Origin of the sequence: Paenibacillus sp. 37 (assembly GCF_008386395.1) — a bacterium.
GTDB lineage: Bacteria > Bacillota > Bacilli > Paenibacillales > Paenibacillaceae > Paenibacillus > Paenibacillus amylolyticus_B.
Genome location: NZ_CP043761.1, coordinates 2973779 through 2989710, shown reverse-complemented (window position 1 = coordinate 2989710; position 15932 = coordinate 2973779). Strand labels below are relative to the sequence as shown.

The 15932-nt window shown below is 45.6% G+C and carries 1 protein-coding gene; it reads right to left on the bottom strand.

Going from position 1 to position 15932, the window contains the following annotated elements; genetic code table 11:
- Nucleotides 1–74: 74 nt before the first annotated feature.
- On the bottom strand, nucleotides 75–15902 hold the full coding sequence (locus tag F0220_RS13125) for a non-ribosomal peptide synthetase (RefSeq protein WP_105598481.1): 15828 nt from the start codon (nucleotides 15900–15902) through the stop codon (nucleotides 75–77).
- Nucleotides 15903–15932 lie beyond the last annotated feature (30 nt).

Below are 15932 nucleotides of genomic sequence, written 5' to 3'. Positions count from 1 at the left end.
CTAATGAAGAGGCAATACACGATGCAGTCTCTCTCGGATCATTGAGTCATTTATTGAACTTAAAGAACGAACTGTTAAATCTCTTCTTCTACATATTCATTCACATCAGGGCCAGCTGTACTACCGCTCAATATATGAATGGCCTGTTGTTTAATCGTTGGATATTCAAAAAATTGGCTGATTTTTAATTCCATTTGGAACTTTCGGTTAGTCAGCTGAACTGCATGCATCACTTTCAGGGAATTCCCACCGCATTCAAAGAAATGGTGGGCGGTGCCAATTGGCTTCACATTCAGCACCTCTTCCCATATGTTTATTAACTGTTCCTCCACATAATTGGAAGGTGCCTCATACGTTGTCTCTGATTTAACTTCAATCTCAGGGCGAGGCAACGCTTGGCGATCTATTTTCCCGTTTGGCGTAAGTGGGAACTGCTCCAACACCTTGAAATAGGATGGGATCATATAGCCTGGCAAACGGGCTTCCATAAAGGATTGCATACCTATCCGGTTGACTTCCTGCAAGGCAGTAATGTAAGCACACAATGAATCCTGCCCACTCGAATCTTTGACAGCAACAACCATGGCTTCACGGACATGCTCATGTGAAATCAGGACCTGTTCGATCTCCCCAAGTTCGATCCGATAACCTCTCAGTTTCACCTGATGATCCATCCGCTCCAGAAATTCAATCGTTCCGTCAGACTGTCGGCGCACCCGATCTCCAGTGCGGTACATTCGTCCATGGAGCTGATATGGATTATTGACAAATTTGGCTTCGGTCAGATCTTCATTGTTCAGATAACCGATACTTAATCCATCACCTGAGAGATAAAGCTCTCCAGGTACTCCATTTGGAACAAACTGTTGATTGTCGTCCAGAATCCATGCAGATGTGTTCGCAATGGGCTTACCAATCGGAAGACTTCCATCATGGTCACCTATAGCTTGTACAGGATAACTTGTTGCAAACACTGTACTTTCCGTAGGACCATATACGTGAATCAGTTTGTCTGCTCCCATATGGGAAAGAGCTCTCTGGGCATGGGAGACAGAAGCCCGCTCCCCTCCAAACAGGAGTTTCCGAAGTCCCAGCAAACAATGAGGCGCACGATCAACCAGCAAGTTAAACAACGCAGTTGTCATGAAACAGACCGTAATTCTCTCCTCTGTCATCACTTTAGACAATTGGTTGATATCCAGCAGGGTCTCCTGTTCAATCATGACCAGCCTCGCGCCGTTTAATAGCGCTCCAAAGATGTCAAATATCGAGCCATCAAAAGCATAATTTGAGATCTGCAATATTGAATCAGAGGAAGAGATCTGAATATAATTCGTATCTTTCACTACCCGAATGGCATTGGCATGGGAGATCATTACACCTTTTGGTTTCCCCGTAGAACCCGAGGTGTAGATAATATAGGCCAGATCGTCTCCTGCCTTATCCTTGAATGCCAAGGTTGGGGCTGATTCCTTCATGCCTAGGCTCTCTAATCGGATGGCTTCTTCAACATCTGCACGTACATTCATGACTTCAATGACGTCTGAGAAATCCTCCATCCATTGTTTTTCCGTAAGCAGCAAGGCGGCACCACTGTCATGCAGCATGTGCACAATTCGCGCTCTTGGCCATTCCGGATCGATCGGTAAATAGGCTGCTCCGGATTTGAGAATTCCAAGAATACTTATAATCATCTCGGAAGAGCGTTGCACCATCAGTCCTACGATGGATGAATTTTGAATGCCTCGCATGCGCAAACGTTCCGACATCTGATTTGATTTCTCCTGCAGCTCCAGATAGGTGAGCTGTTTTTCTTGCATTACCAGTGCAACTGCATCTGGAGTTCGCTCTGCCTGTTCGTCGAATAGCTGCGATAATGTCTTTTCTTTGGGAAATGGTGTCATCGGGCCATGGGATAACAACTCCATCTTATGGCGGGCCTGCTCGCCAATAAGCGCAATTTCTCTTACACGAATATTCTGGTTTGCACTAATCTGCTCCGCCACATAGAGAACATGATCACCCAGACCATTCATCAGATCTGAATCCAGTACGTTACTGTTATAAGACCATTTAAGTCTGAATGTATCGTCCAGAACAGCAGTCACACTCAAATCATAGTGTGTATGCTCATTGCCATAAACACGCTCCAGCGTGATTCCTGTCCCTTGTTCCGCCGCAAGGCCCGCAGCCTGTTCATTCCCAAAATTTTGGAACACCAGTACATGGTCAAGCAAATCGGCTTTTAATTCACTTTGGTCCTGTATATCTGCCAGGTGTACATAGCCATACTTTTGACCTTCCATTCCTTCCTGTTGAACCCTGCGGATAGCATCGGCAAAAAGCTCTTCCGGTTCAAGCTTCACCCGGGTAGGAATGGTATTAATAAACAGCCCCACCATGTTCTCTATTCCTTCAACGTCAGCGTCTCGGCCGGAAATGACTGTGCCGTATATGACATCTTCTGTACCACTGTATCTGCACAAAATCATGCCCCATATCGCCTGAATCAACGCATTAAAGGTAACCTGATTGTTCACAGCGAACTGTTTCAGCCGACTTGTGAGTTCACGCGGGAATTGAATTTCCTGCTCCCGCAACGTGGGCGCTGCTGTATCCAGGTTAGTCCCTGTTTTGGGCAAAGAGACTCGTTCATAGTAGCCCTGGAGATACTGTTTCCAATACGCCAGTGCTTCCTCCTTGTTCTGTTGATCAAGCCAGTCGAGGTAGTCCCCCAGCGGCCTGGTTTCTTCCAACCTTTCAGGCTGCCCAGCCTGCTGACTGGCATAAATCTCAAACATTTCACGAATCAGGATGTCCAGACACCAGCCGTCGAGCAAAATATGATGATGACTGATGACCAGTGTGAACGCATCCGCCCCTCTGGAGATCAGACAAAATCTGATTAATAACTCCCGGCTGAGATCAAACCCTCTTTCCTGATCATCAGTCATGAACTGCTCCATCCGTTGAAGCTGCTCATGCTGACTCTTTCCGGTCCAATCCAGCATCAACCATTCAACCTGTTGCCGGTCAATAATAAGCTGGCGAGGTTGTTGCACAAGTTGATATTCAAATATGGAACGAAGCCCTTCGTGGCGCTGTATTACCCGCCCAAAGCTGTATTTCAATATCTCCACATCAACGTTACCCTTTAATTCCACAAATACCTGCTCAAAATAGGCATGTGATGTTTCTTGCCCCAGCGAATGGTACAGCATGCCGGATTGCATAAGGGTCAACGGATAAATTTTGCTGATCACAAGTGGATCAACCTTATTTTGTATAGCCTCCAACTCCGCTATGGATACAGGATGCTTCCCATAATCGGACGGGGTTCTCTCTGCGCCCTGCTTGTTCCGGCAGTGTTGAACGATTTGATGCAAGTTGTACATGAACAACCGATTAAGCTTTTCAGCAATCTCAGCTTCGTATACTCCATCACTGTAAGTCGTATGAACGGTGAACTTCCCATCCATTACAACTGCATTTATTTCAAAATCATGCGATCTGATGAGTTGCCCACCCACCGTTTGTCCTACCGGGATAGGAGACGAACAGAACAAGTTCCGTTCCAGACTGCTGTCCAGTTCACCCATATAATTAAACAAAATAGGTGCTTCCTTTTCATCCGCAAAACAATGCTGATCAGCCATATACTTGAGAACTCCGTATCCGATCCCTTTATTGGGAACGGCTCTTAGTGTTTCCTTGACTGTTTTAATTGCCTCGGGCAATTCCAGCTCCTGAAACAGATCAAATACCAACGGATATACGGATGTAAACCACCCTACCGTTCTGCTGACGTCCATCTCGGTTGCGAGCGCTTGTCGGCCATGCCCCTCCAGCATGATTTTAAACCGGGTTTGACCAGTCATCTCGGTTACACTTAGCATAAGTGCAGTCAACAGAATGTCATTAATCTCGGTTTGGTAGGCTCTGTTTGTCTGTTGAAGAAGCCAGCCGGTTTGTTCACGATCAAGCTCAGATACAAGGGTATCGCTATGACCATAGTCATGGACTGTATCCGTTGCTGGACGCTGATGATCCATGAATGGCGTATACACACTGGATACGTTTTCCCAAAATGCCTGTTCTCTTTGCAGAAGGTGATGTTTAGCATATGACTTTAATGCAGCAGCAAATTGCTGGTAGGAAACGGTTTTGGGTCCCACATCAAACGGCTTTTGTTCAACCGCTTGCATGTATAACCATTCAAAATCTTCGAGCAAAATTCTCCAGGACACTCCATCCATGACCAAATGATGAATAGTGATTAACAGGTGTTCGCCTTCATCGAGCCTGAAGAGACGGAGTTTAACAAGCTGTCCTTCGTGAATCCGCATTTTCTTTTGCAGCAACGATGCCTGCTCTTCAATAAATACTTCCGGTTGTACTACGCCTCTGGCATCCACAACGTCGAACTCAAACATGCCCTTTCTATAGTTCCGGATGGTCTGTGTCATTTCCCCAGAAGAGCTATATTCATAAACTATTCTTAACCCGTCATGATGCTCCATCAGTTTGTCGAAACTAAGCCGAATGGCGTTCTCATCGAACCCTTCCTGCCTGAATAACATAAAAGCCTGATTGTAATGGTTATGCTCAGTATGATTTCTCGCAAAAAAACGCTGCTGAATAGGTGTTAGGAAAACCTCACCTGTCACCTCAACATTCCCAGTAGAATGGGACTGTGACTGTTTGACATATGGACTAAGCTGCCGGATGGTCGGATTGGCAAAAAGATCCTTCATCTCTACTTTTAAACCCAGTTTGGACAATCCCGAAATCGTCTGGAGTGCCTTGATGGAATCTCCACCCATGACAAAAAAGTTATGATGAATCCCAATGCAATCCAGATTCAAGATCTTCTCCCATATCTGAACAAGCTTTTGCTCTTTGTCATTCCTTGGCGATTCATACTTCGCGTCATCCAGTATGCTGTTGCCCGGTTTAGGAAGTCGAGAGCGATCGACTTTTCCGCTTACCGTTCTCGGCAAGTGATCCATTTTGACAAAATGGGCTGGTATCATATATGAAGGAACCTGTAACTCAAGTTTCTCACGAACATCCATAATAGAAGTCCCCGGATCAGTAATCACAATATAAGCACAGAGATAGTCGTTACCGCTGTCATCCTGACCTGTGTTAACAAACGCCTCTTGAATTACCTCCAGACGGGTTAACTGATATTCCACTTCTCCCAGCTCGATTCGATAACCACGGATTTTAGCCTGATCATCCTGTCTGCCAACAAATTCAATGGTTCCATCCGGCAGCCATTTGGCGATATCCCCTGTACGATACATTTTCCGGTCACTATCTACAGGTGAATCCACAAACTTCTCTGCCGTAAGATCCAGTTGATTCAAGTACCCGCGTGCCACTCCCTCACCCGAAATGCACAACTCACCCGGTACACCAACCGGCTGTGGACGATTGTAACGATCCATAATCAGGATGCTTGTATTTCGGATCGGTCTGCCGATCGGAATCGTCCCTGTTCGCTCGGCTGTTCCATACACGATTCTGTTCCAAGCCGCATCCACTGTGCATTCCGTCGGTCCATATACGTTTGTAACGTTTGCTCTCATTCCAGGGAGCGTGGTATATACTTCATCGAGAAGGTCAAAGGTCAGCACGTCCCCACCGATAATCAGCTCTTGCAGTTCATACTGCTGTTTGCATCCGGCCGAGGCCAGGGTGAGCAATTTCAGATGAGCAGGCGTACCATCGGACACATGAATATGATGATGAGCATAATAATTCAGCAAAAGATCTGCTTCCCAGACTGTGCTCTTAGGCACGATATGCAGTGCATGTCCGAGCAGCAAAGCAGCAAAAATCTGCTTTACGGATGCATCAAAGATATATGGAGCAATCAATGCAATATTCAAAGGGGTCTCATAGTGCTGATATACCGCCTCCACCAGTCCGTCCACCAGATTGTGAACATTGTAATGTTCAACAACGACTCCTTTGGGTCTGCCAGTAGATCCCGAAGTGTAAATGACATAAGCCGCATCGCTGGAATGGTTGATCATGTCCGGTTCACGTACTGGTTCACGTACCCCTGAACGATCCAATGCATCCAATAAAATAACTGTACCTTCAAACGCAAGGTCATCCACCATGGAATGATCTGCTGTACATAATAAACGCGCACCACTGTCAGTCAGCATATAACGCTTGCGCTCAGTAGGAAGTTCAGGGTCGATCGGCATGTAAGCCGCACCTGATTTGAGCACACCTACAATCGCAACGATCATATTTATGGAGCGCTCCACCATCACAGCTACAATGTGATTTGGTCCTGCTCCTTCCTTACGTAACTCGCAAGCCAGGACATTCGCCCTCTCATTCAACATGCGGTAGGTCAGCTGTTCATTCTCAAAAACTAAAGCGATGTTGTCCGGATTGCGTTCAACCTGCTCCATAAACATTTGGACCAGTGTTTTGTCCCGTTCATAGGCCTGTCTCGGCGGGTTGAACCCTGTCAGAACGGTTTTCTCTGGTTGCGTCAGAATATCTAATTGATCCAGTCGCACTTCTGGAGCAGCAGCGACCTGTCTCAATATCTCGACAAAATGTTCAACAAAGCGCTGAATACGCTCCGCCCGGAACACATCCGTGTTATATTCCAGTTCGAGATTCCAGCTCAGGTTGGTTTTGTTCATTCTGGCCGTCATATCAAATTTGGAACGTTGAATGCCATCTTCAAGCAATATGGCCTCCACATCGTTCATCTGGAGATGAAGATGATCTGTATTTTGAACAAGCATTACGTCAAACAGTGGATTGCGTGAAGGATCACGCTTCACATCAACCTGTTCCACCAAACGTTCAAATGGATATTCCTGATGCTCATAGGCCTGAAGTGTGTTCTCCTTCACCTGTTCCAGATATTGCCGGAAGGTATAATGGCCCAGCGGCGCATTTCTGAGAACTATTGTGTTTACAAACATGCCGACAACACGGTTGAGATCATCATGATTCCGACCTGATACCGGCGTACCAATCAGGATATCTTCCTGTCCGGTATATCTGGAGAGCAGTGTTGTAAATGCAGAGACAAACAGCATATACATAGTGGCTCCCTGATCATTGGCCAGCTGCTCAAGCGCAGCCGTCAGTGTTTGGTCCAGATGCAGACGAACCTGATCCCCGTTAAACGTCTTGGTCTTAGGCCGTGCAAAATCCAAAGGCAAGTCAAGAACAGGAACCTCTTCCTTCAACACATCAGACCAATAATTTTCATGCCGGACCGAGTCACTTGATTGCCGTTCATGTGCCCAGAGGGAATAATCCTTGTACTGCACTGCTACAGGTGGCAATTTTTTGCCATTATAGAACTCGGCCAGGTCATGCAACAGAATTCCAATCGAGATCCCATCTGAAATCATATGATGCATGTCAAACAAAAGGACATGTTCATCTGCTTTGATTTGCACAAGTTCAGCCTGCATCAATGGGGCTTGCTCCAATGAGAAAGGTTGTACCCACTCGGATAGAACAGGTGATTCCCCTTCTGTAAGGAGGGAACTGTACTGAACTTCAAAGTCGACACTTGGCATAACTCTTTGAGCCGGCTTACCCTGATTCATGACAAATGAAGTTCGAAGGGATTCATGTCTTGCAATCAGGCGGGAGAACGCCTCATTCAATTGTTTTTTATTTATGCTTCCCTTCAATTTCATGGCAAGAGGCATATTATAGGCTGTACCCGTAGGGTCCAAATTGCTCAAAATATAAATTCTTTGCTGCGCTGCTGATAAATCATACAAGGACTGCAATGGCGCATGGGGAATAGATGTATATTTGCTTTTTTTATGATCCAGAATGAATTGGGCCATGTCCCGGATTGTAGGCGTACGGAAAATCTGTACCAATGGCATTTCTACCTGCATCTCCTTGTGTAATCTGGAGATTAGTATGGTGGCCAGCAGGGAATGTCCGCCAATATCAAAGAACCGTTCATGGACACCCAAATTGCCAACCTTTAGAATATCCTGCCAAAGAGTGACCAGTGCAACTTCAACAGGGTTCCTTGGTGGTTCATACGCGATAGCCGTCCGGTTGTCCGATAGTGTCGGAATCGGCAATGCTTTGCGGTTCACTTTACCGTTAGCTGTTAAAGGCAAGCGATCCATCGTCACGAAATGGGCAGGCACCATATACGAAGGCAAACGCCGGGTCAATTCTTCTTTAATCTCATCGATAACTTCCACAGAATACCCCTCATGACAAACGACATAACCACAAAGAAACGTCGAGTCTGTCGGGTCCATTTGCGCCACAACTGCCGCCTCTAACACCCTTGGGTCCTGCAACAGCAGATGTTCAATTTCTCCAAGCTCAATACGAAATCCGCGAATTTTCACCTGATCATCCATGCGACCCAGATATTCAATATTGCCATCCGGCAGCCAACGCACCCAATCTCCGGTCCGATACATCCGTTGTTCTGGATTAAGCGGATGTTGTACAAACTTCTCTGCCGTTAACTGGGGCCTGTTCAAATACCCTTTTGCAAGTCCAGCTCCGCTTATGCACAATTCACCCGGAACCCCTATGGGCGACAGCTGGTCACTGCCACTCAGAATAAACACGTTGGTATTCGGCAGGGGGTGACCTATAGGAATATTGGAATACATCTGATCGATGGTAAAACTGGTAGTGACGACTGTATTTTCAGTTGGGCCATAATTGTTCACAATTTCATACTTCCGGGGTTCGAAATAATTCAGCTTGTCTCCCCCCGTCAGCAATGTTCGAAGAGAATGGTTCTCCTGTCGGATAAACTGTTCACAAATCGCTGTAGGCAGGAACGCAACACTGATCTGATGCTGATGGAAATAGTCATTGATGCGAACCACATCCAGCCTGATTTCATCCTGAATAAGATGCACGGACGCGCCTGACAACAGATATGGGAACAATTCCCACACAAAGGCGTCAAAGCTCAAACTTGCATAGCTGGCACTGCGATCAGCATCGGTGATCTGATACCGCTTTTGATGCCATGTACACAAATGAACAAGTGATTGGTGCGAAACCATCACTCCCTTAGGCTCACCTGTGGAACCTGATGTGTAAATCACATAAGCCAGATTCTGGCTTTGTCCCCGGATGGGTTGCAAGGAAGAGGAAATCAGGAATTCGTCCATTTGCACAAGTTCAGTCTGTAAATCAATAATATGGACAGAGCTTTCTTTTCCCTGAACGACATGTTCAAACCGTTCCTTCGGTGTTAATACCCATCGGGTCTGACTGTCTTCAAGCATGTAATGGATACGATCATTAGGGTAAGCAGGGTCAATGGGCAAGTATGCTCCGCCTGCTTTTAGAACCGCCAGCATTCCGATCACCGCATCAATTGAACGCTCTGCGAGAACCCCGACGATGTTGCTATCACGCACTCCTTTTTTTCGTAATACATCAGCAAGCTGTTCACTCCGATGGTTCAACTCGCGATAGGTTACATGTTTTTCGCCCATCACCAGAGCAACATGATCCGGTGTACGTCTCACTTGCTGTTCAAAGAGCTCATCCACAGTTTGATGCAACGGATACTCCATGGATGGTGGATTAAAGGTATGAATCAACTGATCTCTTTCTCCCGAAGACACACTTTCAATCTCGCTAAGCGGCTGTTCCAGACCGGATATCATGTTGCCCACTAAGGCAATATAGTTGTCACTCATGCGCTGAACGGTTTCCTGACCAAACAAATCGGTGGAGTACTCCACGTTAAGCACGATTTCATTTTCAAACTCAAGGATGTTGAATGTCAGATCAAATTTTGCATTATCCAGATTAAACATGACAGGCGACACCTGGATACCCTCTTTTTCACGAGTAAACAGCGAAGCGTTCTCCAGCGAGAACATTGTGTCAAACAACGGATTACGATTGGCCTCACGCTGCGCACCTGTTTTTCGCACCAGTTCATCAAATGCATACTCTGAATGTTCAAAGGCTGCTACGGTTGATTGTTTGATTTGCTCAATAAACTGTCTGACCGTATCCGATTCGTTCATCTGGTTTCGCAATGCAATGGTGTTCACGAATACTCCAAACATATGTTGTAACGGCTCATGCAGACGGCCGGAGGCAGCCGTACCCACAACCAGGTCTTTCTCATGTGTATACCGGTGCAGTAAGAGGAAATAGGCACTAAGCATCACCATATACAACGTTGATCCGGTATCCTTGGCAAGCTGCCTGATGTCGCGGGTCAGGCTCTCGCCCAAGTGACTGTAAATGTTGTTTCCTTCATACCTGTTAACTTCAGGTCGTTTGAAGTCGTACGGAAGCTCAAGCGTTGGCGGGGTACTACTATAGATATCCAGCCAGTACGCCTCCTGTTTTGCCATCTCATCCGAATGACTGTACTGTTCCTGCCATGCCGTATAATCCTGATAATGCACATCAACGTCTGGCAGAATCGAGCCACTGTAGAGCTCCAGCAATTCGTTCATCAATATGCCCTGAGATGTACCGTCAGCCACAATATGGTGGAAATTGATAATAAACAAATGACGTCCATGGCCAATTCTCACCAGTTTTGCCCTCATTAAAGGAGGCTGGCAGAGGTCAAAAGCTTGAGTGGACTGTTTGCACAGGTTGCTTGTCATACGAACAAGTTCATGGTCATCTGGATCGAGTTCTCCGAGATCATCATATTCAAGTTCAAAGGCTACGCTTGTATGAACCGTCTGGACAAGCTCATCCTCTATCACTTCAAATCCAGTTCTCAGTATTTCATGCCTCTCAATAAACGTTTGAAGCGCTCTCTCAAGCCTTACGAAGTGTACTTCTCCTTCCATAAGCAGCGCCATGGGAATGTGATAAGCTCCCCTATTATTTTCAAGCAGCGAGAGGGTGTACATGCTTCTCTGGGCTGCAGAAGCCTTATACCGGTCACGGCGACTTAACTTCTCAATGAGCACAGCAGGTTTGACATGTGCTTTGGTAACCAAGTATTGTTCCAAGCTGTATATCGTATCATTTCGGAACATTTCACCAATGGGAACTTCAACATGAAGACGCTTCTTCACTTCAGCCACCATTGCCATAATTTTCAGCGAATCTCCGCCGAGATCAAAACAGCTTACGTTCATGCCAATCTGCTTCAAGCCAAACACATCACTCCAGATCTGAAGCAGCTGTTCCTGAATCGAATTGACAGGCTCTGTATCTACTACAGCATGTTCACGAACACTGAGTTGATGCTGTCTTGCCACTTGTTCAAGTGTCGCTTTGTTGACCTTGCCATTGGCAGTAAGCGGAACTTCATCTACATTCAGAAACATGGACGGAACCATGTAATTTGGTAATTTACTTTGCAAAAGTGCTTTCAGTGGCAGTGTGTCCACATCCTGATCTGCAACAACAAAGGCAAAGAGGCTCTTGACTCCATTCTCGTCAGCAACATCAATAACGGCTGTCTTTTGCACTTCATCAGCTTGCAAAAGTACGTTCTCAATTTCACCAAGTTCTACCCGATACCCTTTGATTTTGACCTGACTATCTTTTCTGCCTAGGAACTCCACATAGCCTTCGGATCGAAGGACTCCAAAATCTCCTGTCTTGTAGATGTACCCGAACTGTGGATGAACAATGAATGACTGTCTTGTTTTTTCCTCGTCATGAAGATAACCGCTTGCTACACCGCTTCCACCAATGTACAATTCCCCCTCAACATCTACAGGGCATGGTTGAAGTTGTCTGTTCAACACATGAATTTGTTGGTTGGCTAATGGTCTACCATAAGGGATACTCTTCCATTGCTCAGACACTGCCGTGATTGGATAATAGATGGACCATATCGATGCTTCAGTGGCTCCTCCCAAACTAACCACCTCAGATGCAGGAAATACATCTACTATTTTCTGAGGAAGCCGCAGAGATATCCAGTCACCACTAAGCAATACCAGACGAAGGTCGTTGTTCTTCTCTCCCGGTGAATACAGATCAACACACATGTCCATAAGAGCAGGAACCGAATTCCAAATGGTGATTTTTTCTTGCTCCATCACGTTCTTGAGCTGAAACATGTCACGCTGATCATCAATAAGAACCAGACAAGCCCCGCAGCTGACTGCGCCGAAAATATCATAGACGGATAAGTCAAAACATAATGAAGATATGCCCATCATTCGATCACTGGAGGTTACGTTGAATCTTTCATTCATATCCAGGATCGTATTGGCTGCTGCGCCGTGCTTGATCTGCACACCTTTGGGCTTGCCCGTGCTGCCAGAAGTAAAAATAACATAGGCCATATCATCATTCGTCACTCCGCTGTTTATGGATTCCGCAGAGTAGGTTTCTAACGATTCCGTCTCATATAACTCTGGCATGATGAAAAATTTACAGTTGGCCTTTTCGCGAATATATTGCTTACGTTCCTCCGGATAGTCCGGATCAAGCGGAATATAAGCTGCTCCCGCTTTGAGCACACCGAATATATTCACAATGGTGTCAATGCATCTCTTGCCATACACACCAATATAATCGCCCCGCTGTACTCCGTGATCGATCAAATACCTGGCAATCTGATTCGATCTGCGTTCCAACTCTATGTAACAAATGGAACGTTCATGATGCTGAATCGCCACCCGATCTCCTAAGCTGATCGCTGTTGCAGTTAACAAGTCATGCAGAGGCTTCAGAGTATACGGCTTGCTCGTATCGTTATACTGTTTGATGAGTTGCCTGCTCGCTTGACTCAACGCAAGCTTGGTAACTTGTGTTGCAGAGATCACTTGGTTCAGAATGTTCAGATATTGCTGGAACATCGATTCAATCACTTCTTTTTCAAACAATTGATCCACAAAGTCCCATGTGATATACAACCCGCCATTGATTTCATAGACCTGATTATCAATATAAACCTGTGAGGTTCTTGTACTGAAATACTTGATCTGGTCAAAGTTAAACAAAGCGTCAAATGAATCTTCCACATTTTCATTTAAGACACTTGTAAATACAATTGGCATGACTGCTCTTTTGTGCATATCATGTTTTTTGCCCAATTGTCTTATAAAATCAACGCCATCATAATGTCTGTGATCCAATGCATCCAGCAATGAATGTTGCACCGACTCTGTAAATGTCCAGAACGAATTCAGAGATTTTTGGGCATCAATATCCAGCAACATCAGCGTTGTAAAGTCTCCCGCCATCCTCTTCACATCTTCATGAAACGGAATCCGATTAAATACGGTCAGGTTGACCCCAAATCTCTCCTGGTTCGACCAATGCGCAAGTACATAGGCATAGGCTGCGCATAAAATGGAGGTTGGGGTAACGTTGTGCTGCCTTGCCTGCTGTTTGAGCTTATTCCAATGTTCACCCGTTATAAAGTTCGAGAATTTGCTGAATTGGGGCACGTTTATGTCTGCCGGATTACATTTGAGCGGCAAAGCCGGAGAACCCGGAAAGTCTTCCAGCTTGTCCATCCAATAGCGCTGATCCTTGAAATAACGTGCAGACTGTTTGAAACGGGCCATTGCCTGAACGTAGTCCCTGAAATTATATTGAAGCTCCGGCAGCTCCTGATCCCCGTTTGCATAGAGCCATTTGAATTCCTTGATGAGCAGTTTCAAGCTGCTGTCGTCACAGATGAGCGGGTCCAGATTCAGATAGAAATAATATTGATTCTCTGACATTCGGTAAGCTTTCATTTCAAATAAGGGCCACTCGCTTGGAACAATCACTTTTGTCATCATTCGTTGTCTCTCTGCTTCCATTTGCGAGCTACGATATGCCGTATCCCATTCTGACACGTCTATCACTTCTACCGTGTATAACGGTGGGCTTTTCAATATTTGCTGTGTCCCGTTCTCGTACACAACTGTTCGTAATATAGGATGCCTATTGATCAATTTCTGCAAGGTTGCATTAACCAAATCCATATGCGCCTCGGCTTCGAATTCGACCGTAAAATTGGTCGCAGCTCCACCCATCTCAAATGCAGGGTCACGTCCAATTAAATAAGCCAGCTGAATACCCGTTAGACCAAATGGCTCAAGCATATTGGCAGGATCACCTTGATCCGTGAAGTAAGCCTCCGTGTTATCCTCATCATTATTTTCTTCCAAAAATGTTGCTATATTTTGGATCGTTCCAAGACGGAAAAGCTGGTTTAATGGCAGACTTGAACTTAAATCCTCATTGATCCGTGCAATCACTTCAATGGCATTAAGGGAATGACCGCCCAGATGTGCAAAACTGTCATTTACACTCAACTGCTCGATCTGTAGTACATCCTTCCAAATCAAGGACAGACGCTGTTCCAACTCCGTTGTTGGAGCAACGTAAACTCTGCCTGAATGGATACTGCTATCCGGCTCGGGTAATTCACTCTTGTTAATCTTGCCATTAGCAGTCAGCGGAAGCTGCTCCAGTTTGACATAATAGCTCGGTACCATATACTCCGGTATTCTCTGCTCCAGGAAAAGACGCAGCTCCTCAATCGAGGTTTCCTGGATCAACACCATATATGCACACAGATAAGAATGGCCTGCATCGTTTGTTCGCAGCATGACAAATGCCTCTGCTACCGCATCATGCCGGGACAAATGGGTTTCAATTTCACCCAGCTCGATCCGAAAACCACGAAGCTTCACCTGTTGATCCATTCGATCCAAAAATTCAAGGGTATGCTCAGGCGTCCAGCGAACCAAGTCACCCGTGCGGTACATCCGTTCTGATGTAAAGAAGGGATGCTGAATGAATTTTTGTTCTGTGAGTTCATCGTTATTCAAATAACCGAGCGCAAGTCCATCACCGGATATGCATAATTCCCCGGCTGTTCCGACAGGGACGGGTTGATCATGCTCATCTAATACCAGAACGGAGGTATTAGCGACTGGAACGCCAATCGGTATTGTAAGCGCTTCCTTTTTAATTCCATTTACAGGATAATATGTGGTAAAAACCGTGCTTTCCGTAGGTCCATAAACGTGAATAAGCTTATTGCCCCCCATATAATCAAGCGCTTTTTTTACATGGGTTAACGAAACTCTTTCTCCGCCAAAGAGCACTTTACGAACCGATTGGAAGCAGGATATTTCACGTTCCACGATAGCATTAAAAAAAGCAGTTGTGATGAACATAACGGTAATCCCATTTTTTTCAATGGACCGGGCCAGGCTGGGCATGTGAAGTGCCTCTTCCTTCTGAATAATGACCAATCTGGCTCCGTTCAGTAGGGCTCCAAATATTTCAAACACTGATGCATCAAATGAATAGTTGGACATCTGAAGCATGCGGTCCTGTTCCGTAATAGTGATGTAATTGGTATTACATACAACACGGATGGCTGATCGATGAGAGATGACCACTCCTTTGGGAAGACCCGTTGATCCGGATGTATAAATGATGTAAGCCGGATCTTCTGCTTGGTTAATATCCGTGAGTGCATCGGATGGAAAGTCACGATAATCCTCGATCGTGGGATGAATAACCTCCATACCGATACATTCTATGTAATTCTCTTGAGGATGAGATGTCAGTAGCATACATGCCCCACTATCCTTGAGCATATAATTCACTCGTTCCTCAGGTGTTTCGGAATCAATCGGTAAATAAGAAGCCCCTGATTTGAGAACGGCTATTAAAGCAATTATCATTTCAGGGGATCTCTCTAACATAATACCGATTATTTTGGTGCGGTCTGCCCCCTTCTGACGAAGAAATGCGGCAATCTGATTTGAATACTGATCTACTTCCTTGTACGTGTATTGAATGGTGTCTGAAGCTACCGCAATGGCATCGGGTTGCAGACTGGCCTGTTCTTGAAATAACTGATGGATGGTATGATTGCGGGGATAGTCTGATCTGTTCTCTTTCACTGTCGGATTCTCTCTGATATTGGAATGTCCAGTAATCATAACGATATCCTTCCTTTGTAAGCAGAATAC

Coding starts and splice junctions, on each gene's coding strand:
- F0220_RS13125 (WP_105598481.1), bottom strand. CDS start 15,902: ATGATTACTGGACATTCCAATATCAGAGAGAATCCGACAGTGAAAGAG.